The 26153-nt window shown below is 62.8% G+C and carries 24 protein-coding genes and 1 riboswitch; of the genes, 14 read left to right on the top strand and 10 right to left on the bottom strand.

Annotated elements, in window-relative coordinates; translation table 11 throughout:
- Positions 1-437 precede the first annotated feature (437 nt).
- Both EOA13_RS32805 and EOA13_RS32800 read right to left on the bottom strand, forming a co-directional pair.
- Positions 438-890 (bottom strand): hypothetical protein, encoded by a 453-nt coding sequence (locus EOA13_RS32805; RefSeq protein ID WP_127297436.1) that lies wholly within the window; start codon positions 888-890, stop codon positions 438-440.
- Between the two features lie 241 nt (positions 891-1131).
- Positions 1132-1959: a hypothetical protein gene (locus tag EOA13_RS32800; RefSeq protein WP_127297435.1), complete on the bottom strand. Its 828-nt coding sequence runs from the start codon at positions 1957-1959 to the stop codon at positions 1132-1134.
- Positions 1960-2326: 367 nt separating this feature from the next.
- On the opposite strand from EOA13_RS32800, the gene glmM reads away from it, so the two are divergent.
- The 5 genes from glmM (at position 2327) to serA (ending at position 8803) form a co-directional block, all read left to right on the top strand.
- On the top strand, positions 2327-3679 hold the full coding sequence (glmM, locus tag EOA13_RS32795; RefSeq protein ID WP_023811863.1) for a phosphoglucosamine mutase: 1353 nt from the start codon (positions 2327-2329) through the stop codon (positions 3677-3679).
- A gap of 268 nt (positions 3680-3947) precedes the next feature.
- Positions 3948-4784, top strand: coding sequence for an outer membrane protein (locus EOA13_RS32790; protein ID WP_127297434.1), 837 nt, complete (start codon positions 3948-3950; stop codon positions 4782-4784).
- A gap of 199 nt (positions 4785-4983) precedes the next feature.
- Entirely contained in the window at positions 4984-5757 is a 774-nt protein-coding gene (locus tag EOA13_RS32785; RefSeq protein WP_127297433.1) for an outer membrane protein, read from the top strand.
- Between the two features lie 201 nt (positions 5758-5958).
- Entirely contained in the window at positions 5959-7134 is a 1176-nt protein-coding gene (locus tag EOA13_RS32780) for a phosphoserine transaminase (protein ID WP_127297432.1), read from the top strand.
- Positions 7135-7201: 67 nt separating this feature from the next.
- On the top strand, positions 7202-8803 hold the full coding sequence (serA, locus tag EOA13_RS32775; RefSeq protein ID WP_023811867.1) for a phosphoglycerate dehydrogenase: 1602 nt from the start codon (positions 7202-7204) through the stop codon (positions 8801-8803).
- A 49-nt stretch (positions 8804-8852) separates the two neighbouring features.
- Here the strand turns inward: serA and EOA13_RS32770 are convergent, their stop codons facing one another.
- Positions 8853-9317, bottom strand: coding sequence for a DUF2231 domain-containing protein (locus EOA13_RS32770; RefSeq protein WP_127297437.1), 465 nt, complete (start codon positions 9315-9317; stop codon positions 8853-8855).
- A 152-nt stretch (positions 9318-9469) separates the two neighbouring features.
- Complete coding sequence (locus tag EOA13_RS32765; RefSeq protein WP_023811869.1) at positions 9470-10375, bottom strand: DMT family transporter; 906 nt, start codon at positions 10373-10375, stop codon at positions 9470-9472.
- 208 nt (positions 10376-10583) lie between these two features.
- Here EOA13_RS32765 and EOA13_RS32760 point away from each other — a divergent pair, with 208 nt between their 5' ends.
- Both EOA13_RS32760 and EOA13_RS32755 read left to right on the top strand, forming a co-directional pair.
- Positions 10584-11882, top strand: coding sequence for an adenylosuccinate synthase (locus tag EOA13_RS32760; protein ID WP_127267133.1), 1299 nt, complete (start codon positions 10584-10586; stop codon positions 11880-11882).
- Positions 11883-11957: 75 nt separating this feature from the next.
- Entirely contained in the window at positions 11958-13607 is a 1650-nt protein-coding gene (locus EOA13_RS32755; RefSeq protein WP_127297431.1) for a hypothetical protein, read from the top strand.
- Positions 13608-13636: 29 nt separating this feature from the next.
- Here EOA13_RS32755 and EOA13_RS32750 read toward each other — a convergent pair whose 3' ends face one another.
- The 4 genes from EOA13_RS32750 to EOA13_RS32735 are packed head-to-tail and all read right to left on the bottom strand — an operon-like array spanning position 13637 to position 16703.
- Positions 13637-13936, bottom strand: a complete 300-nt coding sequence (locus EOA13_RS32750) for a CcdB family protein (RefSeq protein WP_127297430.1) — start codon at positions 13934-13936, stop codon at positions 13637-13639.
- The gene (locus EOA13_RS32745) at positions 13936-14178 is read right to left on the bottom strand and encodes a type II toxin-antitoxin system CcdA family antitoxin (RefSeq protein WP_031213967.1); all 243 of its coding nucleotides are present in this window, start codon (positions 14176-14178) and stop codon (positions 13936-13938) included. The genes EOA13_RS32750 and EOA13_RS32745 overlap by 1 nt, the downstream gene beginning before the upstream one ends.
- A 58-nt stretch (positions 14179-14236) precedes the next feature.
- Positions 14237-16057: an ABC-F family ATP-binding cassette domain-containing protein gene (locus tag EOA13_RS32740; RefSeq protein WP_023814295.1), complete on the bottom strand. Its 1821-nt coding sequence runs from the start codon at positions 16055-16057 to the stop codon at positions 14237-14239.
- A 1-nt stretch (position 16058) separates the two neighbouring features.
- Positions 16059-16703 carry a thiamine diphosphokinase gene (locus tag EOA13_RS32735; RefSeq protein ID WP_127297429.1) on the bottom strand — a complete coding sequence of 215 codons (645 nt, stop codon included), beginning with the start codon at positions 16701-16703 and terminating at the stop codon, positions 16059-16061.
- Positions 16704-16790: 87 nt separating this feature from the next.
- Positions 16791-16905, top strand: a riboswitch (TPP riboswitch).
- A 43-nt stretch (positions 16906-16948) separates the two neighbouring features.
- Between EOA13_RS32735 and thiB the strand changes: the two genes are divergently transcribed.
- From thiB to EOA13_RS32710, 4 genes are all read left to right on the top strand, one after another.
- Positions 16949-17947 (top strand): thiamine ABC transporter substrate binding subunit, encoded by a 999-nt coding sequence (thiB, locus tag EOA13_RS32730; RefSeq protein WP_127297428.1) that lies wholly within the window; start codon positions 16949-16951, stop codon positions 17945-17947.
- Positions 17948-18190: 243 nt separating this feature from the next.
- Positions 18191-19810 carry a thiamine/thiamine pyrophosphate ABC transporter permease gene (gene thiP / locus EOA13_RS32720; RefSeq protein WP_127297427.1) on the top strand — a complete coding sequence of 540 codons (1620 nt, stop codon included), beginning with the start codon at positions 18191-18193 and terminating at the stop codon, positions 19808-19810.
- Positions 19803-20594 carry a thiamine ABC transporter ATP-binding protein gene (gene thiQ, locus EOA13_RS32715; RefSeq protein ID WP_127297426.1) on the top strand — a complete coding sequence of 264 codons (792 nt, stop codon included), beginning with the start codon at positions 19803-19805 and terminating at the stop codon, positions 20592-20594. Before thiP ends, thiQ begins: the two co-directional genes overlap by 8 nt.
- 256 nt (positions 20595-20850) lie before the next feature.
- Positions 20851-22320, top strand: a complete 1470-nt coding sequence (locus EOA13_RS32710; protein WP_127297425.1) for a M48 family metalloprotease — start codon at positions 20851-20853, stop codon at positions 22318-22320.
- Positions 22321-22344: 24 nt separating this feature from the next.
- On the opposite strand, the gene EOA13_RS32705 is transcribed toward EOA13_RS32710, so the two are convergent.
- Positions 22345-23208, bottom strand: a complete 864-nt coding sequence (locus EOA13_RS32705) for an RNA polymerase factor sigma-32 (protein WP_127297424.1) — start codon at positions 23206-23208, stop codon at positions 22345-22347.
- Positions 23209-23531: 323 nt separating this feature from the next.
- Here EOA13_RS32705 and EOA13_RS32700 point away from each other — a divergent pair, with 323 nt between their 5' ends.
- The 3 genes from EOA13_RS32700 (at position 23532) to EOA13_RS32690 (ending at position 25894) form a co-directional block, all read left to right on the top strand.
- Positions 23532-24305 (top strand): amino acid ABC transporter substrate-binding protein, encoded by a 774-nt coding sequence (locus EOA13_RS32700; RefSeq protein ID WP_127297423.1) that lies wholly within the window; start codon positions 23532-23534, stop codon positions 24303-24305.
- A 138-nt stretch (positions 24306-24443) separates the two neighbouring features.
- A complete protein-coding gene (locus tag EOA13_RS32695; protein WP_031213968.1) occupies positions 24444-25124 on the top strand; it encodes an amino acid ABC transporter permease in 681 nt (226 codons plus the stop codon).
- Positions 25121-25894: an amino acid ABC transporter ATP-binding protein gene (locus EOA13_RS32690; RefSeq protein WP_127297422.1), complete on the top strand. Its 774-nt coding sequence runs from the start codon at positions 25121-25123 to the stop codon at positions 25892-25894. The genes EOA13_RS32695 and EOA13_RS32690 overlap by 4 nt, the downstream gene beginning before the upstream one ends.
- A gap of 66 nt (positions 25895-25960) precedes the next feature.
- Here EOA13_RS32690 and EOA13_RS32685 read toward each other — a convergent pair.
- Positions 25961-26153, bottom strand: a 193-nt coding sequence (locus EOA13_RS32685; protein WP_164780481.1) for an IS3 family transposase, incomplete at its 5' end; no start/stop codon positions are given.

Here is a 26153-nt window from a genome sequence, read left to right as displayed (position 1 = left end):
GAAAGCCGTGGCCTTCACCCCCACCGGCAAGGACGGCGTCTTCCAAGCCTTCTTCAGACATCAGAAAATAGAAACAGTCGACCTCAACCTCTGCAGACGATAAGTGACAAAACTGTTCGCGATGTCCTCGCACACCTGTTCGCGATGTCTCCGGTCCAAACACCCCCTTGCGGGGGAGATGCCCGGCAGGGCAGAGGGGGGTGTGAAGGATCGCCTACCCTTCCAATTAATCCCGTTCTTTCTTTATCCGTAATCGGTGATGGCGTGGGCTGTGACTGTTGCCTAGTCGGCGGGACAGCACCCCCTCTGTCCTGCCGGGCATCTCCCCCGCAAGGGGGGAGATTGGCAACGTCGCCGCTGGCGTGCCCTCGAAGGCAACAAAAAGGCCCGCGAACCCTGCGGTTCGCAGGCCTTCTCTTCTTCAGATGTCTTGTCGCTCAGCTCTTCAGCTTGGCATTGCACAGGCTGTAATAACCGCCGCCCTTCTGGATCCAGCGAAGGCCGTTCAACGTGCCCGCGTCCTTGTTGCCATGGTAGCCCTGGAGACAGGTCTTCATGCGCGCCTTCGCGGGCTTTTCGGTCTTGAACTCGGCGGCCAGCGTGGTCGGGAATGTCACGCCCGCGGGCGCTACAGTGGGGGCGACCGACGCGCTGGTTTCCGTTTTCGTCTGCGGCTCGGTTTTGACCGTATCCTCGCTGACACTGTCCGCTGCTGATGTCGCGCACTTCTCCTTGCGAAAAGCCGTCCAGTCCATGCCGTTCAGAGTGCCGCCCTCCTTGGCTGTTCGATAGGTTTCGCCGCATTCCTTCATCGTCAGTGCGCTTGCGGGGGCGACGCTCCAAGCGACAAATGCGGTCGCAGCCAATACCGCCAATTTCAAACTGTGCATAAGACCCTCCTGGTTGATAATAAGGTTGACGTCTTTTTGTATATGGTTTGTTCTTTATATGTTCAACAGAATCTTTATGGACTACCGATGAGCTTGGCGGTGGGCAGTGTAGGCGAATTGATGATGCCGGCAGCCCGGCGACATGCAGATGCGAGCAAGGCAGTGTGCGTCTTCGCGCAACAAAAAAGGCCCGCGCATCTTGCGATGCGCGGGCCTTTGTTCGGAGACTATGGCTAAGCGATCAGCTCTTCAGCTTGGCGTTGCACAGGCTGTAGAAGCCGCCGCCCTTCTGGATCCACTTCAGGCCGCCAAGCGCATTGGCGTCCTTGAGGGCATAGTACTGGTCGAGGCAAGTGTGCATGCGGCCTTTTCCGGGGGTCTCGCTGGCATATTTCGCCGAGATCGCGGACGGGAAAGTGACGCCCTTGGGTGCGGCCGTGGTCGGCTTTGCCGGCTCCTTGGTGTAGCTCGCCTCGTCGGCGGCCGGCACGGTGTCGTCATCCGAGGCGCCGGTACCGCATTCGGCCTTGCGGAAGTCGTTCCACTTCATGCCTTTCAGCGTGTTGGCCGTCTTGGCAGCCTGATACTTGGTGCTGCATTCGGCCATGCTCAGGCCCTTGCCGTCGGCGGGAGCCGCGGCTGCCTTGGTGGCTGCCGGCTTGGCGGCGGCAGCGGCGGATGCACCGGCGGCGCATTCGGACTTGCGGAAGTCGTTCCACTTCATGCCGTTCAGCGTGCCGGCAGCCTTCGCCGCTTGGTATTTCGTGCTGCATTCCTTCGCCGTCAGGCCCTTGGCTGCGCTGTCGTCCGTCGCGGCGGCAGCCTTGGCCGGCTTCGTTTCCGCGGCCTTCTTGGTATCGGCCGGCTTGGCGTCGGTCGTCGCCGCGGCGTCGGTGCCGCACTGAGCCTTGCGGAACTGGTTCCAGGTCGCGCCGGAAAGTGTCCCCGCATCCTTGGCGGCGTTATACTTCGTGCTGCACTCGGCCATCGTCAGTGCGTTGGCTGGCGCGGCCAGGAACAAGGTCGCGACGGCGAGGCCGGTCAAAGTGGCAAGTCGGTGGATGAGCATAGCGTTTCTCCGTTGCAGCAGCCCATGATACGTCCCTGCAAATCAATAACGCTCAACGGTCGGTTGCGCCAGATGCTAAGTGGCGTATATATCGCTGAAAACCGGCTTCTCCCGATAAGGTGATGAAATCGTTGTCCGTTGCCTGGTTGAGAGCAAGATTTTCCTGATGCATCCGCGCTGAAAGGCTCGAATGACTTGTATATTGCAGCATGGCAGTCTGGGCATGTCAGGTTGCGGCCACGTGTGTGCAGTGCACAACAATGGTTTTCTAAGGATTGGTAACGTATAATCACACAATGTGATCATAGCGCCCTGGCCAATTGTGGCATGACGTGCCGGGGAAAAAACGTCGAGGAAGCTGACTGGCATGGCAGGGAATTATTTCGGCACGGACGGCATTCGCGGACGCGCCAACAAGTTTCCGATGACCGCTGAAATCGCGATGCGGGTCGGCATGGCCGCCGGCCTTTCCTTCCAGCGCGGCAGCCACCGACATCGTGTCGTGCTCGGCAAGGACACCCGGCTTTCCGGCTATATGATCGAGAATGCGATGGTTGCCGGTCTTTGTGCCGCCGGTATGGACGTGTTCCTACTCGGCCCGATCCCGACGCCGGCTGTCGCCATGCTGGTGCGTTCGCTGCGCGCCGATATCGGCGTCATGATCTCGGCCTCGCACAACCCCTATTACGACAACGGCATCAAGCTGTTCGGACCCGACGGCTACAAGCTCTCCGACGAAATCGAGGAGCGCATCGAGAGCATGCTCGACAAGGATATCGAACTGGCGCTCGCCGATTCCGACGGGCTTGGCCGCGCCAAGCGCGTCGACGGCGTGCATGACCGCTACATCGAATTCGCCAAGCGCACCTTGCCGCGCTCGATGTCGCTCGCGGGCTTGAGGATCGTCGTCGATTGCGCCAATGGCGCGGCCTACAAGGTGGCGCCCGAGGCGCTTTGGGAACTGGGCGCCGAAGTCGTCGCCATCAATGTCGAGCCCAACGGCTTCAACATCAACAAGGAATGCGGCTCGACCCATCCGGCCGGCCTGCAAAAGAAGGTGCACGAAGTGCGCGCCGACATCGGCATCGCGCTCGACGGCGATGCCGATCGCGTCGTCATCGTCGATGAAAACGGCGCGATCGTCGATGGCGACCAGATCATGGCGCTGATCGCCGAATCCTGGCACCAGAGCGGGCGGCTTGCGGGCGGCGGCGTCGTTTCGACGGTGATGTCCAATCTCGGCCTCGAGCGCTTCCTCGGCGGCATGAAGCTGCAATTGCACCGCACCAAGGTTGGCGACCGTTATGTCGTCGAGCATATGCGCGCGCATGGGCTCAATGTCGGCGGCGAACAATCGGGCCATATCGTGCTGTCCGACTTTTCGACCACCGGCGACGGCCTGGTCTCGGCGCTGCAGGTTCTGGCCTGCATCAAGCGGCAGGGGCGGCCGGTCAGCGAACTGTCGAAAAAGTTCGAACCGGTGCCGCAGCTTCTGAAGAACGTCCATATTTCCGGCGGCAAGCCGCTCGAGGAGGCGCCGGTCAAGGCCGCCATCGAAGACGCCCGTAACCGCCTCGGCAAGACCGGACGGCTGGTTATCCGGCCATCAGGGACAGAACCGCTGATCCGCGTGATGGCCGAAGGCGACGACCCGCAGCTGGTCGAGTCCGTCGTCAACGGCATCGTTGAAGTCATCTCGGAAACGCGCAGCGCCGCCTGACCCCAGCGCGTCCAGCAGGACGTGGATCGGACAACCAGGCGCGCGCGCTCCCTTAACCGGTCCAAGGCCCGCCCCTCGGCGGGCTTTTTCTTGTCAGCCGCCACTTTGTTCGGTGTCCGTAAATCTGCGCCAATCCCTAGAGTTTCGAGATTCGTGGTTAAGCAACAGGGTTAAACGCCTTTTAACCTTTGCAATCCATTATCCACGACTGAAAGCCAATCGCATTTCGGGCGGGTTCGCCGTTCCGAGCTTCTCAGGGGTGACAAGCATGTTCAAGACAGCAAGAAAGGCCCTGCTCGCCTTATTGTTCGCGGGCCTGGCAGGACCGTTGTTCGCAGCCGACCTGCCGGAACCGATGGTCGAAGAGGCTCCGCCTCAGGCCGTTTACGAGCAGCCGGTCGAAGTCGGCGGCTGGTATATCCGCGGCGACATCGACTATCACAAGTCGACCGTGCGCGGCATCGACTATATGACCTACACCATCGATCAATGTAACTGTACGGTCACGCCCGGCACCAGAAGTTTCGATTTCGGCAAGCTCAAGGGCGGTTTCTCGCTCGGTGCCGGCGTTGGTTACAAGATCAACGACCACTTCCGGACCGACCTGACGGCCGACTATTGGTTCAAGTCGAACTTCAATGGCGGCACCTCGGACATCAACGGTACTTCGACCGAAGTATCGAAGATGAGCGCCCTGCTGCTGCTGGCGAATGCCTATGTCGATCTCGGCACCTACCATGGCATCACGCCTTACGTTGGCGCCGGCATCGGCGGCGCCCGCGTCAAGTGGGATGATGTCTACGACCCGAACACCACCGAGTTCAATCCCGGCAGATCAAGCTGGCGTTTCGCCTACGGTCTGATGGCCGGCGCTTCGTACTGCCTGACCGACAAGATCATTCTCGATGCCGGCTACCGCTACTCCCATATCCAGGGCGGCCGCATGTTCGATTGGAACATCACCAGCTCCGGTCCCGGCTTCGACCGTGGCATCAACACGCACGAAGTGCGCGGTGGCCTGCGCTATCAGTTCGGTGGCAGCAACGGTTGCGCCGCGCCGGTCGTGGCCTACCAACCCGAACCCGAGCCGATCTACACCAAGTAACGCCCGCATTACTTGAATTCTTCACGAACCGCCCGGCCTCAAGCCGGGCGGCTTTCGTTTGGGCCATGACCACTCGGAACGAATTCGCTAACGCTCTGTTAGCCTTAACCGGCACTTAACCACTATGGTTAACAATGCTCCTTGAAACGATGGCTGCCGCTGCGATTGCGGGCTGCGCCAAATTCGGGAGTCGGGGACCATGAAACTTACATCGCGTATGGCGCTGGCGCTCGGTGCACTAGCCCTCCTGCCGCTGACGCCGGTGCACGCGGCCGATTATGACCCGCCGATCTATGTCGACCAGGCGCCCGACTACGTCCCGGTCGAGGTCGGTTCCGGCTGGTACCTGCGCGGCGACGTCTCCTATCTGGCGCAGAAGAGCTTCAAAAATGAGGATTTCGCCTTCACACCTTCGCCACCTGCAAGCTTCAGCGACAAAGAAGATCCGATCTTTGCCAGCATCGGCTTCGGCTACCATTTCAACGACTATCTGCGCGCCGACCTCAATCTCGGCTATCTGCCTGGCAACGAGATCGGCGTCGGCTATGACGATTCAGCGACTGCGGCAGAGCCGACCGTGGCGTCGGCATCCCTGAAGAACTACGCCTTGTCGGGCATACTCAACGGCTATGTCGATCTTGGCACCTATGTCGGCATCACACCCTATCTCGGCGCCGGTATCGGGATCGTTCGCAGCAAGCGCAGCCTGTCGGCAAGCTATTTCACCGACAATGGCGACGACACGGACGATTTCGCCGTAAGTGACAGCAAGACCCAGTACTCGCTGGCCTACACGCTGAATGCGGGCCTCGCCTATCAGGTATCGAAGAACGTTTCCGTCGACCTGGGCTATCAGTATTTCTCCGCCCCGGACGCTGAATATGTGACGGCTGAGAGCCTGACCTCCTATCCGGTCAAAAAAGGTATCAGCAACCATCAGGTCAAGCTCGGGCTGCGCTACGATCTCTGGTAGGCGCGGCGAGCACGAGGTTCAGGACGGCGGATCTTCGGGGTCCGCCGTTTGCGTTTGAAGTCACGACATCCCGATCAGGGATCGCCGGTATCCCGGCAGCGACAAAAACTTTCCTCTTGACGCCTGAAGCCTGAACGCATATCGCCGTCCGTGGGCCACCCCTCCCCAACGAGGGGCCACTATCTGGAAGGATAGACCACGATGACGACGCATACGAAGCCCGGACTCCGTCCGGCAAACCCCAATTTTTCCTCAGGTCCCTGTGCAAAACGTCCCGGCTGGTCGGTCGAGGCGCTGAACAATGCCGCGCTCGGCCGTTCCCACCGCGCCAAGATCGGCAAGACCAAGCTCGAACAGGCGATCGAGCTGACGCGGGAGATTCTCCAGGTCCCGGCGGGTTATCGCATCGGCATTGTGCCGGCGTCGGACACCGGTGCGGTCGAGATGGCGCTGTGGTCGCTGCTCGGCGAGCGCGGCGTCGACATGGTCGCCTGGGAGAGCTTTGGCTCCGGCTGGGTCACCGACGTGATCAAGCAATTGAAGCTCGCCGATGTGCGCAAGATCGAAGCCGGCTACGGCGAACTGCCTGATCTTACCAGGATCGATTTCGACCGCGATGTGGTCTTCACCTGGAACGGCACCACGTCGGGCGTGCGCGTGCCGAACGGCGATTTCATTCCCGCGAACCGCAAGGGCCTGACCGTCTGCGATGCGACTTCCGCCGCATTCGCGCAGAGGCTCGACTTCGAAAAGCTCGATGTCGTCACGTTCTCCTGGCAGAAGGTGCTGGGCGGCGAGGGCGCTCACGGCATGCTGATCCTGTCGCCTCGCGCCGTCGAGCGGCTGGAGACCTACAAGCCTTCATGGCCGCTGCCGAAAATCTTCCGCCTGACCTCGGGCGGCAAGCTGATCGAAGGCATCTTCAAGGGCGAGACCATCAACACCCCCTCGATGCTGTGCGTCGAGGATTACCTCGATGCGCTCAACTGGGCGAAGTCGACCGGCGGTCTCGACGCGCTGATCGCCAGAGCGGATGCCAATGCGGCCGTCCTCGATCGCTTTGTCGGCAAATCCTCCTGGCTCGGTCATCTCGCCGTCCAGCCGGCGACACGGTCGAACACGTCCGTCTGCCTGTCCTTCACCGACCCGGACGTGTCCGCGCTCGACGCCGACGGGCAGGCGGCTTTCGCCAAGGGGCTGGTGTCGGTGCTCGACAAGGAAGGCGTCGCCTACGATATCGGTGCCTATCGCGACGCACCGCCCGGCCTGCGCATCTGGTGCGGCGCGACGGTCGAGACGTCGGATCTCGAGGCGCTGCTGCCCTGGCTCGACTGGGCCTTCGCCGCGCAGAAGGCGTCGCTCAAAGCGGCGGCCTGAGATCATTCGCGGCGGCCTCCGGGCCGCCCATTCCCATCAAGATCAAATCCATTTCAAGGAGGCCGCCATGGCGCCCCGCGTTCTCGTCTCAGACAAACTCTCCCCCACCGCCGTGCAGATATTCAAGGATCGTGGCGTCGAGGTCGACTATCTGCCCGATCTCGGCAAGGACAAGGAAAAGCTCGCCGAAGTGATCGGCCAGTATGATGGCCTCGCCATCCGCTCGGCGACCAAGGTCACCGAAAAGCTGATCAACGCCGCTACCAATCTCAAAGTCATCGGCCGCGCCGGCATCGGCGTCGACAATGTCGATATCCCGGCGGCAAGCCGCAAGGGCATCATCGTGATGAACACGCCGTTCGGCAATTCGATCACGACAGCCGAACATGCGGTGGCGATGATCTTTGCGCTTGCCCGCCAGATACCGGAAGCCAACGCTTCGACCCATGCCGGCAAATGGGAAAAGAACCGATTCATGGGCGTCGAGATCACCGGCAAGACGCTGGGCGTCATCGGCTGCGGCAACATCGGTTCGATCGTCGCGACGCGCGGCGTTGGCCTCAAGATGCACGTCATCGCCTTTGATCCGTTCCTGTCGGACAGCCGTGCCGAGGAGCTTGGCGTCGACAAGGTCGAGCTCGACGAACTGTTCGCCCGCGCCGATTTCATCACCCTGCACACGCCGCTGACCGACAAGACGCGCAACATCATCGATGCCGCGGCGATCGCCAAGATGAAGAAGGGCGTGCGCATCATCAATTGCGCACGCGGCGGTCTGATCGTCGAGGCCGACCTGATCGCGGCGCTGAAGAGCGGCAAGGTGGCCGGCGCCGGCGTCGACGTCTTCGAGGTCGAACCGGCCGAGAACAACGAACTGTTCGGCATGGAGAATGTGGTGGCGACGCCGCATCTCGGCGCCTCGACGACGGAGGCCCAGGAGAATGTCGCGCTGCAGGTTGCCGAGCAGATGGCCGACTATCTGATCAAGGGCGCCGTCTCCAACGCCATCAACATGCCGTCGATCACCGCCGAGGAGGCGCCGCGGCTGAAGCCGTTCGTCAAGCTTGCCGAGGTGCTCGGCGCCTTCGTCGGCCAGGTCACCGAGGATCCGATCAAGGAGGTCGAGATCCTGTTCGACGGCTCCACCGCGACGATGAACACGCGCGCGCTGATCAGCGCCGCACTTGCCGGACTGATCCGGCCTCAGGTCTCCGACGTCAACATGGTGTCGGCGCCGATCATGGTGAAGGAGCGCGGTATCATCGTCGCCGAGGTCAAGCGCGACAAGTCGGGGGTCTTCGACGGCTATATCAAGCTGACGGTGAAGACCGAGCACATGACGCGCTCGATCGCCGGCACATGCTTCTCGGATGGCAAGCCACGCTTCATCCAGATCAAGGGCATCAATCTCGATGCCGAGGTCGGCCAGCACATGCTCTACACCACCAATGCCGACGCGCCGGGCATTATCGGGCTGCTCGGCACTGTCTGCGGCGAGAATGGCGTCAACATCGCCAACTTCCAGCTCGGCCGCAACCGGCCGGGCGGCGATGCCATAGCGCTGCTCTATCTCGACGCGCCGTTCCCGGAAGCCGTGCTGGAAAAGGTCAAGGCGCATAAGTCCATCGACTCGGCCAAACGGCTGCAGTTCGACGTCAACGCGATGTGATCGAGGACAGGGGTCGCCCTCGTTGATGCCGGCCGCCGCGGCGGCCGGTTCAGGTCAACTCGTCCGAGCCATCGGAGACACCCACGCGATGTCGGTAGACCAGTTCCCAGCCCTTCCAGCCCGTAAACAGCAGGATGAGAACCACGATCAGCGATAGGACGAGGCCGGTTGGCATCACGGCCGCCGCTCCGCCCGCATACCGCGAGTACCAGTTGTAAAGCTCGATCAACACGACGAGTACATTGCCGCCGGCATGGAGCCATGCCGTCGTGAGATTGCGGATCTGAACATCGCCGAGAACATCCGTCAGGCCAGCAAGCGCAGCCAGGGCAGCCATGATCAGGCCTGCGCCGAGAAGCCAAAGCGACCCGGTGACCCATCCGGGATCGGCTGTTCGCCAGAAGATAAGATCGCAAACGAAGGTGCCGACGAAAAAAGCAATCGGAAACGGAATCAGCATGGGATGGATAGGGTGACCAGCGATGCTTGCCGTGCTGCGAGGGTTGTGGCTCATCATGTCGCCTCCCTGCCGTTCAAACTCCGCTGGAGGTGAAATGTTCCAAGTGGGGACGCGGCAGGGTTTATGCCGCCGTTCCGCGGCCATTGGCTAAATCCATGCTGTTCGCGTGAATCGCTGCAACGGCGGAGGGCGTCAGCCGCCACATGTCATCCGCGGTGGTCCGCCAACGCCATCTTGCGCCCGCTGTATTCGGCAAGCCCGATGCCGCCCAGCACGAGCACCAAAGCCAATGCCTGATAGAGGTGGAACGTCTCGCCGACGATCAGCACCGATAGCAGCGTGCCGAAGATCGGCACCAGATTGATGAACAGGCCGGCGCGGTTGGCGCCGATCAGTTCGTTGCCTCTGATGTAAAAGATCTGCGAAACGACGGAGGCGCCGATCGCCGTATAGACGATGACGGTCCAGCCGCGCGCGTCGGGCATGATGACCTTGCCGGCGACGACCTCCCACAGGAAGAACGGCAGCGAAGTGACGAGTGCCGCAACCGACAGGGCCAGCATCAGGCTTTGCCAATGCATCACCGGTTTCAACCGCAGTCCGACCGAATAGCCGCTGTAGAGAAACACGGCGACCAGCATGATGGCGTCGCCGAAATTGAGTTCCAGCGTCAACAACCGGCGCGGGTCGCCATGGCAGGCGGTGAGGATCACGCCGGCGATGGTCAGCACGACGCCGACAATCTGAGCCCAGTTCACGCGCAGGCGGAAGAAGACGAAATTGGCAGTCATGATCAGGATCGGCATCGCCGCCTGTTCGATCGAGACATTGATCGCTGTCGTGTAGTTGAGCGCCGTGTAGAAGATGGTGTTGAACAGGGTGAAGCCGCTGGCGCCGAGGGCGACCAGCACGAACCAGTGCTTGCGGACGACCGGCCAGTCCTTCTGGATGGTCTTCCAGCCGATGGGCAGCATGATCGCCACGGCCAGAACCCAGCGCAGGAAGACCAGCGTCATCGGCGAGACGTGATCGACCGCCAGCTTGCCGGCCACCGAATTTCCGCCCCAGAGCAAGGTGGTGAGCAGCAGGAATATGTAGGCGCTTCGATGCATCGCGGGATTCCAGTCGCCGGAGCTGCGGTGTTTGCCGGCCTATTGCCCTCGCTCGCCCAAGTAAATGATGTCAAAGCCGAAAATTGTTGTGCCTCAGGGCATTTTCGACGGCAAAGAAAGGTCGCGCTCGCGAGGTCTTGACGTTATAGAGGCCTGTCGTTTCGAACCATATTCAAGCCGCTTGGCGGCGTCTCAAGGGAAAAGAAACATGGCCAATGTGGTGGTCGTCGGCTCGCAGTGGGGTGACGAAGGCAAGGGCAAGATCGTCGACTGGCTGTCGGAGCGGGCCGATGTCGTGGTGCGTTTCCAGGGCGGCCACAATGCCGGCCATACGCTGGTCGTCGACGGCAAGGTCTACAAGCTGTCGTTGCTTCCGTCGGGCGTCGTGCGCCAGGGCAAGCTGTCTATCATCGGCAATGGCGTCGTGTTCGACCCGCATGCTTTCGTCGCCGAGGTGGCCAAGCTCAAGGCGCAAGGTGTCGAAGTCGCACCGGATCGCCTGAAAATAGCCGAAAACACAGCGCTTATCCTGTCCCTGCATCGGGAGCTGGACGGATTCCGTGAGGACGCCGCATCCAATTCCGGGACGAAGATTGGCACGACCCGTCGTGGCATCGGCCCCGCCTACGAGGACAAGGTGGGCCGGCGCGCGGTCAGGGTGATGGACTTGGCGGATTTGGAAACACTGCCCGTGAAGGTTGACAGGCTGCTGACGCACCACAATGCGCTGCGTCGGGGGCTTGGCCATGCGGAAGTCACGCATGACGCGATCATGCAGGAACTGACCTCGGTCGCCGACGACATCCTGCCCTATATGGACCGGGTCTGGAAAATCCTCGACGACAAGCGCCGGGCTGGCGAGCGTATCCTGTTCGAGGGCGCGCAGGGCACGCTGCTTGACATAGACCACGGCACCTATCCATTCGTGACCTCGTCGAACACGGTTGCCGGACAGGCTGCCGCCGGCTCCGGCGTCGGCCCAGGCGCCATCGGCTATGTGCTCGGCATCACCAAAGCCTATACGACACGCGTCGGCGAGGGTCCGTTCCCGACCGAGCAGAAGAACGAGGTCGGCGAATTCCTCGGCACGCGCGGCCATGAATTCGGCGTCGTCACCGGCCGCAAGCGCCGCTGCGGCTGGTTCGACGCGGTGCTGGTACGCCAGGCCGTCGCTGTCAACGGCATCAAGGGCATCGCGCTGACCAAGCTCGACGTGCTTGACGGGCTGGACGAGATCAAGGTCTGCACAGGTTATCGTCTCGACGGCGAGATGATCGATTATCTGCCGGCAAGCCAGGGTGCGCAGGCACGTGTCGAACCGGTCTACGAGACGCTCGAGGGCTGGAAAGGCACCACTGCCGGCGCGCGCAGCTGGAACGATCTGCCGGCCCAGGCCGTCAAATACGTCCGCTACATCGAAGAGCTGATCGGCGCCCCGGTCGCACTCCTTTCCACCAGCCCGGAACGGGACGACACGATACTTGTGACCGATCCGTTTCAAGACTAGTTTCTGAAGCCTTTCCGGGCATCGCGGCCGATTTGCGGGGGCCGGCGCGGAAACAAAATACAGGTCGACTGAAGCATGGCAGATTACGTTGCTATTCTGAAAAAGGCGCTCGGCAAGCATGGCGACGAGACGCCGGAAAAGCGTACGCGCATCTATGCCAGCGTTCGCACCATGCTGGCGAAGAAGCTTGAGGAATATTCGCCGCCGCCGGCCGCCGAAGCCATAGCCACGCAGATGCGTTCGCTGGAAGACGCGATCGCGAGTGTCGAGCGGGACTATGCCAAGAGCCTGCCGGAGACCGATCCGCTGGCGGAGCTGGAACACATCTTTTCGTCGATCGATCGCAACAAGAATCAGCCGAGCCATACACGGCAGCCGGCCAAGGCCGAATCGGCCTGGCCGGCACCGCCCGCTGCAAAGCCTGAATCTTATCAGCCCGCGCCACCACCTGCCGCCAAGGTCGAGCCGAGCTGGCAAAGGGCGACGCCGGCGCCTTCCCAGCTGGCTCGCGCCGACACGCCTCTTCCAGGTATGGATGCCGACGAGGAGGAGGACGAGGCAGATGTCTTTTCCAGCGACGAAGAGCCGGTGTCGGACACCTTCCAGCGCCTGCGTCCCGCCGAGCGCAAGCGCAGCTATGGTGGGCTGATCGCGGCCGTCGTCGCTCTTCTGGTCGTAGCCGGCGGCGGCTACGGAATCTGGCTGAACAAGGATGCCTTCGGCAAAATGCTTGGGCTTGGCGGCAATCAGGTCGCCAAGACCGAGCCGGTGAAACCAGCGCCTGCCAAGCCGGCAACCGATGCCGCGGCAACGCCTCCGGCGCCCGCGGCTGGCGGCACGGAAGCCGAAAGCACGAAATTCACGCAGCGGCTGACGCCGCAGGGCAGTGAAGTCGACCCGGGTCCGGCCGGTGGCCAAAGCGGCATCGGCGAAGGCGAATCGGTCGCCGCGCTGACCACGCCGCCCTCGGCGACGAACGCACCGGCGATTTCCGCTCCGGCCGCAGGCACACCTGCCGCGGCAGCGCCCCCCGCTACAGGTGCCGCCCCCGCAACACCGCCTGCCAACGGAGCTGCCCCGGCAGCGCCAGCCGATGCTGCCGGCACGCCGACCGCACCGGCCGGCGCCGCGCCGCCCGCCACGGCAGCTGCGCCTGCGGAAGCCGCTCTGCCTGTCGGCCAGAAGGCGATCTTCTATGAGGAGCGCACCAGCACCGCCCAGGGTTCCGCCGAGCCCGGCAACATCGTCTGGTCGCTGGTGCAGGAATCGCCCGGTGGCGACCTGCCGCCGGAGCCGGCGATCCGCGCCGAGGCCACCATTCCCGGCAAGGACATCCAGTTGCGCATGACCATCCGCCGCAACACCGACCAGACACTGCCGGCCAGCCATATCATCGAGATGATTTTCCTGACGCCCGACGGTTTCGAGGGCGGCGGTGTCGACAACATCCTGCGCGTCGCCATGAAGGGTTCGGAGCAGGATGCCGGCAGCCCGTTGATCGGCATTCCGGCCAAGATCGCCGACGGCTTCTTCCTCGTCGCGCTCAACGATACCAAGGCCGACGAAGACGCCAACATGACCCTGCTTCGCGGCCAGGACTGGATCGACGTACCGGTCGTCTACAAGACCGGACGGCGGGCACTGCTGACCATGGAAAAAGGCATTCCCGGCGAGAAGGTGTTCGACGAGGCAATCAAGGCCTGGCAGGCGAAGACGGCGGGCTGAGAAGGAAGCCGGCCCGAAGCCTCGTTGACTCAGAAGCCCTGGAACAACATATCGAGCGCGGCGACGATGTCGTCGTGGTGCCGGGAGAGATTTCCCTCGGCATCCGGCAATTCAGAGGCCATCAAGGCTGACATGAACTGCGTGACCATTACATGATCTTTGCCATCGATAGCGAAGGTCGGATTTAGTCGGCGGCCCGGAACCGGGGCTATGTTGGGCGGCATCAACGGAATGACGACTCTTGTGCTCAGTCCTTCAAGAAGGTCGGACTGAACATCGAGAAAATAGCCGCCGCCTTCAGCATTCCGATAAAGATCGTAACGTGCCATCAAAACAGCCGGTATTTGGCCAATGGCAGTCCGTTGCGCCTGACGTATTCATTGGAGCTTTCAATGGCTTCTTTGTTTTCCTCTTGCCATCGACGCGTCTTTTCCGCCGCAATCGCTTTCGCGATCCCCGCCTCGGCGGCGCGGGAAATGTTGATGCCCAACGCTTTGGCGTCATTGATCAATTGAGAATCAATGGACGTGTTGACGGATTGCCGTTGAGGTTTTGGTGTCGATTGAAGCATGGAAATCGCTCTCTTTTATGCGCATAATATAGGCGCATAAAAATTCACACACAATCCCTTACCCTTCCATCTCCTCGCGCAGCATCTCCAGTTCCAGCCACTCTTCCTCCAGCGCCGCCAGCGTGGCGCGCTCCTTGTCGAGGGCGGCGATGGTTTTCTGGAAGGAGGCCGGGTCGCGCTCGTAATAGGCCGGATCGGCGATGTTGTTCTCCAGCCTTGAGATCGAAGCCGTCACAGCCTCGATTTTCTTGGGCAGCGATTCCAGCGCGAATTTCTGTTTGAACGACAGTTTCTTCGCCGGCCCCTTTGGCGCGGCCGCTTCACTTCTGGTCGTCACTGGCGCTTCGCCGTTTTCGGCCTTCGCGCGCGCCTTGCGGTCGTCCAGCCTGGTGCCGCCGCGCTGCGCCAGCATGTCGGAGTAGCCGCCGGCATATTCGATCCAGCGGCCTTCACCATCCGGCGCGATCAGGCTGGTCACGGTGCGGTCGAGGAAATCGCGATCGTGGCTGACCAGGATGACGGTGCCGGCAAAGCCGGCGACCAGTTCCTGCAGCAGTTCCAGCGTCTCCATATCGAGATCGTTGGTCGGCTCGTCGAGCACCAGAAGGTTTGCCGGCCGCGCCAGCACCCGCGCCAGCAAGAGCCGTGCCCGTTCTCCGCCGGACAACTCGCGCACCGGCGTGCGTGCCTGCTCCGGCTTGAACAGGAAATCCTTCATGTAGGAGACGACGTGGCGCTGCTCGCCATTGATGACGAGGTTCTCGCCGCGCCCGTCGGTGAGATATTGCGCCAGCGTCTCCTGCGGGTCGACCGCCTCGCGCTTCTGGTCGAGCGTGGCGATCTCCAGATTGGTGCCGAGCCGCACCGAACCGGCGTCCGGCTTCATCTCGCCGGTCAGCATCTTCAAGAGCGTCGTCTTGCCGGCGCCGTTCGGCCCGACCAGGCCGACGCGATCGCCGCGCTGGATGCGGGTCGAAAACCCCTTGACCACGGTGAGATCGCCAAAGCTCTTCTCGATGTTCTTCGCCTCGATCACCAGCTTGCCGGACTCGGCGGCGTCGCTCGCCACCATGGTCGCCGACCCTTCGGCACCGCGATGGCCGCGAAAACGCTGGCGCATGGTCTGCAACTCGCCGAGCCGGCGCATGTTTCGCTTGCGCCGCGCCGTCACGCCGTAGCGCAGCCAATGCTCTTCGCGAACGATCTGGCGGCCGAGTTTATGCTGCTCGCGCTCTTCTTCCTCCAGGACCAGGTCGCGCCATTCCTCGAAATGGCCAAAGCCCTTGTCCAGCCTGCGGGTCTGGCCGCGATCGAGCCAGATGGTGGCGCGCGACACACGTTCGAGAAAGCGGCGGTCGTGCGAGATGACGATCAGTGCCGAGGAGGTGCGGATGAGTTCTTCTTCCAGCCATTCGATGACCGAGAGGTCGAGATGGTTGGTCGGCTCATCGAGCAGCAGGATGTCTGGCTCCGGCGCCATCACGCGGGCAAGGGCAGCACGCCTCGCCTCGCCGCCCGACAGATCATTCGGACGTTCCTCACCCGACAGTCCGAGATGCTCCATCAGATAGCTGGCTCGGTAGGGATCGTCGGCGGGGCCAAGCCCGGCCTCGACATAGGCGCGGACGGTGGCAAAGCCCTCCATGTCCGGCATCTGCGGCAAATAGCGGATAGTTGCCGAAGGCTGGCGGAACACCTCGCCGTCCTGCGGCTCGATCAGGCCAGCGGCGATCTTCAGCAGGGTCGACTTGCCCGACCCGTTGCGGCCGACCAGTGCAATCTTGTCGCCGGCCGAAGCCGTCAAGGCGGCGCCGTCGAGCAGCGGCGTGCCGCCGAAGGTCAGTTTTATCCCGTCGAGGTTGAGAAGAGGCGGGGCCATGTCAGCTTTCAGGTAAGGGATAGGGATGAGCGAGCAGCATCGCGCGGCCATGGTCCAGTGCGATTTCGAGGCGGCCCTTGACCTCGTTGGAGATGGTCAGCGACGAACCGAACGCCACCTTGACGTGGTTCAGCGGCCATTTGGCGCCGGTGACGGTCAGGCCGGCGAGCTCGGAAAAGCCGAGCACCGAAAACAGCGTGCCATCGGCATAGTCGAAGCCGGCCGTTCCGCGCAGCAGGGGAATGCCCTCCTGGGCGCCGCTGGTCAGGAGCACATCAGTCCCGGCCTCGGCCAGCCGGAGGGCAAGCGCCAGATGCAGGAAAGCGTGGTCGGCGCGCTTGCCGCCGAAAGCACCGGCGAGCACCAGGCGGGTCGCGCCGCGCTCGAGTGCGGCGGCAATGGCCAGTTCGCCATCGGTCTGGTCCTTTTCCGCCGGGAAGGTCCGGCGCGGCACGGAAGCGAGATCGTCAGGCAGCTTGGCTGGCACGGAATCGAAATCGCCCACCCACAGTTCGGGCACGAGACCCAGCAGCCGCGCATGCCCGATGCCGGCGTCGGCGGCGATGACGCGGGAGCCTTCGGCCTGGCGGTCGAGCCGTGGCGTGCGGATGAGATCGCCGCCAAGCAGGATGGTGAATGTGCTCATATCGTGTGGCCCTTACCAGCCCGGCACGGGAAACGGAAGGCGGCAAACTCCCACTTGCATGGGGGATCGGCCCGGCCTATGTGTCGAAACGCTCTAACGGGGTGCCGGACGCGATCTTCGCGGACCGGCTGAGAGGCAGTCTCGCCAACCCGCTGAACCTGATCCGGTTTGTACCGGCGGAGGGATTAGACGTTTCGGACAGTCCGACGCCTCAATTCCTTTCAATTCGAACGAAGGAGGCGCCGATGCGCACGCATTTATACGCTCTAGTCTCAGCAATGGCCGTGGTCCTGTCCGGACCGGCCTTGGCCAAGGACAAACTCACCGTCTACACCTATGAGAGCTTTACCGCCGACTGGGGTCCGGGTCCCGTGGTGAAGAAGGAGTTCGAGGCCGAATGCGGCTGCGATGTCGAGTTCGTCTCGGTCGCCGACGGCGTCGCGCTGCTCAACCGCGTCAGATTGGAAGGCGCGTCGACCAAGGCCGATATCGTGCTTGGCCTCGACACCAATCTCACCGCCGATGCCAAGGCGTCAGGCTTGTTCGCGCCGCATGGCGGCGTAACTGATGTCAACGTGCCGGGTGGCTGGAGCGACGATACTTTTGTCCCCTTTGACTACGGATATTTCGCCGTCGTCTACGACTCCGAGAAGCTGAAGAACCCGCCGAAAAGCCTGAAAGAACTGGTCGAGGGCAGTGCCGATGACAAGATCGTCATCCAGGATCCGCGCACCTCCACGCCGGGCCTCGGTCTGCTTCTGTGGGTCAAGTCGGTCTATGGCGACAAGGCGCCCGAGGCCTGGGCCAAGCTCAAGGCGAAAGTGCTGACCGTGACGCCGGGCTGGAGCGAGGCCTATGGGCTGTTCACCAAGGGCGAGGCGCCGATGGTGCTGTCCTACACGACGTCGCCGGCCTACCACATGGTCGCCGAGAAGACAGAGCGCTATCAGGCAGCGTCGTTCGAGGAGGGCGAGTATTTGCAGATAGAAGTCGCGGGTATCACCACGGCGGGGGCCAAGAACCCGCTGGCGGCCAAGTTCATCGCCTTCATGACCGGGCCGAAATTCCAGGATGCCATCCCCGAGACCAACTGGATGTTCCCGGCCGGCAAGACCGACAAGCCGCTCAATCCGGCCTTCGACAAATTGGTCAAGCCGACCAAGACCTTGCTGTTCAGCCCCGACGAGGTCGCCGCCAACCGCAAGGCCTGGGTCGATGAGTGGCTGGCGGTGATGAGCAAGTAGGCTTGCGAGTTCTTTTGATGTTCGCGCCACTCCACCCCCCTCTGGCCTGCCGGCCATCTCCCCCTCAAGGGGGGAGATTGGCAGTGTCGTTGCTGGTTATAGTCCGGCAACGTTGGAGACTAGCGGAAGCATGGGTGGCGGCCGATCTCCCCCCTGGAGGGGGAGATGTCCGGCAGGACAGAGGGGGGCGCCAAGGAACGCAATCCTTTGTAATTGCCGCGATGGAAAGAATGGTGGTCCAGCGTGCAACGCGCGTCTGACCCCCGCATCACCGCTGGCACCCTCGCGCTCGCTGCAATCGCGCTGCTGATCGGCGGCGCGTTTGCCGGCCTGCTTTTCGAGGGCGCCCATGATTTCTCGGGCGCCTGGGCAGCCTTAGATCCCTATCTGCTTCGCGTCATTCGCTTCACGCTCTGGCAAGCGGCGCTCTCGACGCTGCTTTCGGTCATCCCGGCGCTGTTCGTGGCGCGCGCTCTGTCGCGACATCCACGTTTCTTCGGTCGCGCCTTCATCCTGCAGATATTCGCCGTGCCGTTGGCGCTGCCGGCTATTGTCGCAGCGCTCGGCATTCTGGCGCTTTATGGCCGTGCCGGCTATTTCGCCGGCGTGTTTGCCGTGATCGGCGGGGGAAGCTGGCCGGGCATCTTTGGCCTGTCCGGCATCCTCGTCGCCCATGCCTTCTTCAACCTGCCGCTGGCGACGCGGCTGTTCCTCGAGGCGCTGCAGACCATACCGGCCGACCAATGGCGGTTGGCGAGCCAGCTCGGCATGGCGGCGCGGCCGGCGTTCCGGCTGATCGAATGGCCAACGCTGCGCGCCGCACTGCCCGGCGTCGCCGGGCTGGTGTTCATGCTCTGCATCACATCCTTCACCATCGTGCTGACGCTCGGCGGCGGGCCAGCCGCGACGACGCTTGAGGTCGGCATCTACCAGGCGCTGCGCTTCGATTTCGATCCCGCGCGGGCCGTTACACTGACGCTGTTGCAGATCGCCTTGACCTTTATCGTTGTGCTGACCCTGACGCGCCTGGGCGCCAATGTGGTCGGCGACACCAATTTGCCGGTCGCGCAACGCCGCTATCTCTCGGTCAATCGGAGCGAGACCTGGTTGAACGCGCTAGTCATCATCCTGGCGCTGCTGTTCGTCGTAGGGCCGATGGCGGCAACCGTGGTGGCCGGGTTGGGTGCGGACCTCGGCCGTTTGGCCAGCGAGGCCACTGTCCGGCAGGCAACGCTGACCAGCGCGGCGCTCGCCTTCCTGTCGGCGCTGCTTTCGGTGATGCTGTCGCTGGCGCTGACCATGGCGCGGCGGGCACTGGCGCTGAACCGCCGTGCCGGCGCAAAGACACTGCTCGAACGCGCCACCGATACAGGCGCCGGTTTTGTCCTTGTCGTGCCGCCGATCGTCGTCGGCGCCGGCTGGTTCGTGTTGCTGCGCCATGCCGGCGATGTCTTTGCCATCGCCCCGGTCATGGTCGTCACCGTCAATGCGGTGATGGCGATGCCGTTCGCCCTGCGCGCCGTGCGTCCCGCCTATGATGCGGCGAGCGAGCGTCACGAACGGCTCTGCGCACAGCTCGGCATTGCGGGCTGGAACCGGCTGATGCTGGTCGACTGGCCGTCGCTGCGGCGACCGCTCGCCACTGCCTTCGCTTTCGCCATGGCGCTGTCGCTCGGCGATCTCGGAGTCATTGCCCTGTTCGGCAGTGATTCCGTGCAGACATTGCCCTACCTTCTTCTGGCACGGATGGGCAGCTACCGCACCGAGGATGCCGCCGGCCTGGCACTGCTGCTCGGCTTCGTCTGTCTCGCGTTGATCGTGGCGGCGCACTGGCTGGGAAGGGAGAAGGTCCGCGATGCGTGAGAGGGCGGCCAACAGGCTCGAAAAGGGCGCGCCGGTGCGGCTGGACAATGTGTCGTTCAGTTATGGCAGCTATGGCGATGCGCCACTTGTCTTCGACGTCGAGTTCGCCACGGCGAAGATCACCGCCATCATGGGTCCGAGCGGTTCGGGCAAGTCGACGCTGCTCAATCTGGTCGCCGGCTTCGAGACCCCACAATCGGGCCGCGTGCTGATCGGCGGGGCCGATGTCAGTGCCGAGCCGGCCTCGGCGCGGCCGGTGTCGATGATGTTCCAGGAGAACAATCTCTTCGCGCATCTTTCCGTCGAGCAGAATGTCGGGCTCGGCCGCTCGCCCTCCCTGGGACTGACCGAGGCGGACCGCGCCGCGGTCGCCGAGGCGCTTGCGCGCACCGGTCTCGCGGGCAAGGAGAAACGCCTGCCGCGCGAGCTCTCCGGGGGCGAACGCCAGCGCGTCGCACTGGCCCGCGTGCTGGTGCGCGACCGACCGGTGTTGCTGCTCGACGAGCCCTTCGCTTCGCTCGGACCCGCTTTGCGCGACGAGATGCTGGATCTGGTTGCTGCCGTTCATGCCGAACGCGTCATGACGGTGCTATTTGTCACCCACCAGCCCGAGGATGCACGCCGCATCGGCGAGCACATGGTGTTTGTCGACAATGGGTTGGTGGCCGCAATCGGCAAGGCTGATGATTTCTTTACCGGGGCTGGTCCGGAGGCGTTCCGGCGCTATATCGGCGCGGGTGCTGGATATTCCACATCACGCGATGTTGCCCGGAAGCGGACATAATTTACGGTCAAACCGGCTCCAGGCGATGTGGCGTTTGCTTGCCATGACCGGGGGAGTGTGGCTAGGTCGCCCTACCGGTCCGGCACAGGCCGTGATTTGCCTGCAGTATCCGCCGCCCGCCCTAAGGGACGGGCACGGATGCTGCAGCAGTTTGAGATAGCGCATGACACGTTCCGAAGATCGCCCCCGATTTTCGTGGTCATGCGCCGGGACCCGAAAGGAAGCCGTTCTGGCGATCGGCGCTAACACATTGGGAATGAAACCGCTGGCGCGTTTTCTCGCGCTGGCCGGTTTTGCCGTGGCGTTGGCAAGCTGCCAGATGTTCACGCCGCCGGAAGTTCAGGAATCCGGCTTCCAGCCTTCCGACAAGCCGATCACGGTGGACAACGTCGGCGCCAACAACAAGCTCGCCGAATTGGCCAAGGCGCAGCACCCGCGCATCCTGGCGACTTATGGCGGTGAATATTCCGACCCCAAGCTCGAACGCATGGTCGCCAAGGTGGTCGGTAGTTTGACGGTGGTGTCCGCCAACCCGACACAGACCTATCGCATCACCATTTTAAATTCGCCCAACGTCAACGCATTCGCGCTGCCGGGCGGCTATCTCTACATCACCCGCGGCCTCCTGGCGCTGGCCAATGATTCGGCCGAGCTTGCCGCCGTCATCGCGCATGAGATGGGCCACGTCACCGCCAATCACGGCCTGCAGCGCCAGCAACTGGAGGCCGAGGAAGGCCTGGCCACCAAGGTGGTTTCGGACGTGCTCGGCGACAGCCCGACCGCCAAGGCGGCGTTGATCCGTGGCAAGCTGAGGCTGGCGCAATTTTCGCGCAACCAGGAGCTGGAGGCCGACGCCATCGGCATCAAATCGATCGGCGAGGCCGGCTACGATCCTTTCGCCGCAGGCCGCTTCCTTCAATCGATGTCGGCCTATACCGATTTCCGCTCGATCAGCGGCGCCACCGATGCCAGCCTGGACTTCCTGGCCACGCACCCCAACACGCCGCAGCGCATCGATCTGGCGCAGCGCCATGCCCGCCAGTTCGGCGCGCCGGGCGTCGGCACGCGCGACCGCGATTCCTTCCTCGCCGGCATAGACGGCCTGCTCTATGGCGACACACCCGAGGAAGGCTATGTGCGCGGCGAAACCTTCCTGCACCCGGGCCTTGGCGTGTCGTTCACGGTGCCGGACGGCTTCATCATCGACAATTCGGCGGCAGCGGTGACGGCCACCGGCCCCGGCGACATAGCGATCCGTTTCGATGGCGTTTCCATCGACAAGAACCGGGCGCTGACGGACTATATCCGCAGCGGCTGGGTGGCTGGTCTCGTCGACAGCAGCGTCAAGCAGGAAACCATCAACGGCAATGAGGCGGCGACCGCGCATGCCGGCGCCGAAGGCTGGCAGTTCGACATTGCGGTGATCCGCGCCGGCGGCCAGGTCTACCGGCTGCTGACCGCGGCCCCTTCCGCCAGCACGTCGCTGGACACGATCGCCCGCTCGGTCAGCGGCTCGTTCCGGATTTTGAGCGCTGCCGAAAAGACGGCGCTGAAGCCGCTGCACATCCGCGTCGTCACCGTCCAGCCTGGGCAGACGATGGGTTCGCTTTCGGCGCAGATGGTCGGCGTCGACCGCAAGCTCGACCTGTTCCGCGTCCTCAATGCGCTGTCGCCCGGTGCCGCGGTTTCGGCCGGCGACAAGGTCAAGATCGTCACCGACAAGTAGGCGCCGCTGGACGCCTGCCGCCGTTCAGGCGGCAGTCGCGATGAACTCCGGATTCTGCTTCACCAATGCGACCTTGAGCTTTTCCATGGCGCGGGCCTCGATCTGGCGGACGCGTTCCTTGGAGATGCCGAGCGTTTCGCCGAGCGCTTCGAGTGTCGCGCCCTCGTCGTTCAGCCGCCGTTCCTCGATGATCCTCAGTTCCCGTGCGTTGAGCGCGCGAAGCGCCTCCCTCAGCCAGAGCGAGCGGCGCGCGACATCGATCTTGTCGCCGACGATCTCGTCGGGCAGCGGATCGTCCGAAATCAGGAAATCCATGCGCTCGGTCGAACCCGCATCGTCGGCAATAGGCATGTTAAGCGAGGAATCGGGCGCCGAGAGCCGCGAATCCATCATCGCCACATCGGCTTCGGAGACGCCAAGCGCCTCCGACACCTCGCGATAGAGCGTGGCGTTGGAGAGCGGCTCCGTGCCATTCGCCAACCGCGCGCGCAGGCGTCGCAAATTGAAGAACAGCGCCTTCTGGGCCGAGCTGGTGCCACCACGCACGATAGACCAGTTGCGCAGGATATAGTCCTGCATCGAGGCGCGAATCCACCATGTCGCATAGGTCGAGAACCGCACCTCGCGCTCCGGCTCGAAGCGGGCGGCGGCCTCGAGCAGTCCGACATGACCCTCCTGAACCAGGTCGCCGAGCGGCAGGCCGTAATGGCGGAATTTGGAGGCCATGGAAATGACCAGCCGCATATGGGCGACGGTGATGCTGTGCAGCGCGTTCTGGTCGTTGTCCTCTTTCCAGAGCAATGCAAGCCGATGCTCTTCGTCACGCTCGAGGTAGGGAGCCTTCATTGCCGCGCGGACCATGATCCGTCCTGCCGTGTCTTCCATCATGAGGCGCTCCCTGGGTGGTGCGGATGACTTTGCAAACTTGGCTGGCGCCCGGGTTGAAATGGCGGCGTCGTGCCCTACAACAGCCAGAACTGCCATGCGCGGGAAAGGTTCCGCGACCGTGGCGGCGGGATTGTGTTGCCTGAAGGATTCCCAGGACGGTTCGTGATGGCTGCGATGACGAGCAGAAAGTTCCAGTTGGAGAACTGGGTTTCATAAATCGGTTGTTTTTGAAATTCTGTTCCTTATTTTTTCGGCTTGCATCTGTCAGTTTCCAGCGCTCACAAATATGCCGGCCAGCCGGCCAAGGACGGGATCACAGAAAAATGAAATGGCTCAAGTCGCTCATTATCGCCGGAACGCTGCAGGCCCTGGCTGTCACTGCAGGCCATGCCGGCCCCAATCTCGACCAGATCAAGCACGCCGGTGTCATCAAGGTCGGCACGGAAGGCACCTATGCGCCGTTCACCTACCATGACACGTCCGGTGCACTGGTCGGCTTCGACGTCGAAATCGCCAAGGCGGTCGCCGACAAGCTTGGCGTCAAGGCCGAGTTCCTCGAAGGCAAGTGGGATGGACTGATCGCCGGCCTCGACGCCAATCGCTACGATGCCGTTATCAATCAGGTCGGCATCACCGACGCCCGCAAGGCAAAGTACGACTTCTCCGATCCCTACATCGCCTCCAAGGCGGTGCTGATCGTGCGCGGCGACAACACCGACATCAAGAGCTTCGCCGATCTCAAGGGCAAGAAGTCGGCGCAGTCGCTGACCTCGAATTTCGGCAAGCTGGCCGAAACGAACGGCGCCGAACTGGTCGGCACCGATGGCTTCGACCAGTCGATCCAGCTGCTTCTGACCGGCCGCGCCGACGCCACGATCAATGACAGTCTGTCGTTCCTCGACTTCAAGAAGCACAAGCCCGACGCCAATGTGAGGATCGCCGCGCAAGAGGAAAACGCCGACTATTCCGGCGTCATTGTGCGCAAGGGCGACCCGGAGCTGGTCGCCGCTATCAACAAGGCGCTGGCCGATATCAAGGCCGACGGCACCTACAAGAAGATCTCCGACACCTATTTCGGCCAGGACGTTTCGAAGTAATCCGGGAGGCGGGCCGGTCCGCCGCCCATGAGACTATCGAGCGGCGAGCCGTCTTTGACGGCCCGCCGCTTTTGTCGTGATATGGCCGACGCATTCTTGCTTTGACCAAGCTGCTTCGACCAATCTGGAGGGTCTTACGTGCCGCACTGGCTGCAACTGATGCTGGAGTCGCTGCCTTCGCTCCTGTGGGCGGCGCTGATCTTCACCGTGCCGCTGACGCTATTGTCCTTTGCTCTCGGCTTGACGGTCGGCCTGGGTGCTGCACTCGCCCGGCTGTTCGGCCCCAAGCCGCTGGTCGCGCTGGTGCGCTTCTATGTCTGGATCTTCCGCGGTACGCCGCTCCTGGTGCAGCTGTTCCTCATCTTCTACGGCCTGCCGTCGGTCGGGATCCTGCTCGACGCCTTCACGGCGGCGCTGATCGGCTTTACCTTGAACATCGGCGCCTACACGTCGGAAATCATTCGCGCGGCAATAGGCTCGGTGCCGAAAGGCCAGTGGGAAGCCGCCTATTCGATCGGCATGACCTGGGGCCAGGCGATGCGGCGCACCATTCTGCCGCAAGCCGGCCGGGTCGCGGTGCCGCCGCTCTCCAACACCTTCATCTCGCTGGTCAAGGACACGTCGCTGGCCGCCGCCATCACCGTGCCGGAGATGTTCCAGGCGGCGCAGCGCATCGTCGCCACCACCTATGAGCCGCTGATCCTCTATGTCGAGGCGGCGATCCTTTATCTGGCGCTGAGTTCGGTGCTGTCGGCCTTGCAGACGCGGCTGGAGATCCGGCTCAACCGCTATGGCGGCTTCCTGGAGGCACGCTCATGATCGGCCTCAGCAACATCGAAAAGCGCTTCGGCGACAATCTCGTGTTGAAGGGGGTGACGGTCACCATTGCCGAAGGCAGCGTCACGGCGCTGGTCGGACCTTCGGGCGGGGGGAAGAGCACCCTGCTGCGCTGCATCAACCTCCTGGAGATTCCGACTTCGGGCACGGTTCGGATCGGCGACGAGACGCTCGAATTCCACCCCGGCGGCAGGGTTCCGGCCAGGGATATCCAGCGCCTGCGGCTGCAGACCGGCATGGTGTTTCAGAATTTTCAACTGTTTCCGCATCGCACCGCGATCGAGAATGTCATGGAAGGGCTGGTGACGGTGCTGAGATGGCCGCCTGAGAGGGCACGCGAGCGGGCGCTGGCTTTGCTGGAGAAGGTGGGGATGGCGCACAAGGCCGACGCTTGGCCAGCGACCTTGTCCGGCGGCCAGCAGCAGCGCGTGGCGATCGCCCGCGCGTTGGCGCCGTCACCGAAAGTGCTGCTCTGCGACGAGCCGACTTCGGCGCTCGACCCGGAGCTGGCGCAAGAGGTGGTCGACGTGCTCGGCAAGCTCGCCAGCGAAGGCACGACCATGGTGATGGCGACGCATGATCTGCGCCTCGCCTCCAAGATCGCCCAGGAAGTGGTGTTCCTCGATGCCGGTGTCGTCGTCGAGAAGGGACCGGCCGCGGTGCTGTTCAACAATCCGGAGCAGCAGCGGACCAAGCGCTTCATTGCGACGCTGAAGCAGGAGGCTGAGAAGGAAGGCGGCGGCGAGGTGTAACTGCCGTCACGTCCTAGAAAGCGAAAAAACCCGGCACGATGAACTGACCCCTTAAAGTTGGACAGTTTAAGGTGGCGGCAGATTTAAGGGCTGGGTTCTGTATTGCACAGGGCTCAGCCCTTTCAGTTTCAATTTGATGCGATCATGATTGTAGTAGTGGATGTAATCCTCGATGCTGGCCTTGAGGCTCTGAACGTTCTCGAAGGTATTGGGGTAGAAGAGCTCGGATTTGAGTGTTGCGAAGAAGCTCTCGATAGGT

It is taken from the genome of Mesorhizobium sp. M7A.F.Ca.US.011.01.1.1 (assembly GCF_003998295.1).
Classification (GTDB): domain Bacteria; phylum Pseudomonadota; class Alphaproteobacteria; order Rhizobiales; family Rhizobiaceae; genus Mesorhizobium.
The sequence above is the reverse complement of the archived record's forward strand: the minus strand, read 5'-3'. Positions and strand labels throughout refer to the sequence as shown.